The organism is Curtobacterium sp. 18060, assembly GCF_902706105.1.
Taxonomy (GTDB): Bacteria; Actinomycetota; Actinomycetes; order Actinomycetales; family Microbacteriaceae; genus Curtobacterium.
In genome coordinates, this window is sequence record NZ_CACSJV010000123.1 from 1 (window position 1) to 440 (window position 440).

Annotated in this window: 1 protein-coding gene; it reads right to left on the reverse strand. The window is 65.5% G+C overall.

Features of this window, described 5'->3' with window-relative positions:
• On the reverse strand, positions 1-440 hold a 440-nt coding region (locus GVL05_RS19855; protein ID WP_268839749.1), incomplete at both ends, for a helicase-related protein.

Genomic DNA, 440 nt, shown 5'->3' on the forward strand with positions numbered 1-440 from the left:
GTCTTCTCGCTGTAGACGCCGTCGATCAGGTCGCGCACCTGCTTGACGATGCTGCGCGGCACGATACCCTGCGCCTCGTTGTGTGCGATCTGCTTGGCGCGCCGGCGTTCCGTCTCGCCGATGGCTTTTTTCATCGAGTCGGTGATGCGGTCCGCATAGAGGATCGCCTGGCCGTTGAGGTTGCGCGCCGCGCGGCCGATCGTCTGGATGAGGCTGCGCTCCGCCCGCAGGAAGCCTTCCTTGTCGGCATCCAGGATCGCGACGAGCGACACCTCGGGAATGTCCAGCCCTTCGCGCAGCAGGTTGATGCCGACCAGCACGTCGAAGGCGCCCAGCCGCAGGTCGCGGATGATCTCCACGCGCTCGACCGTGTCGATGTCGGAGTGCAGGTAGCGGACCTTCACGCCGTTGTCGGTGAGATAGTCGGTGAGCTGCTCGGC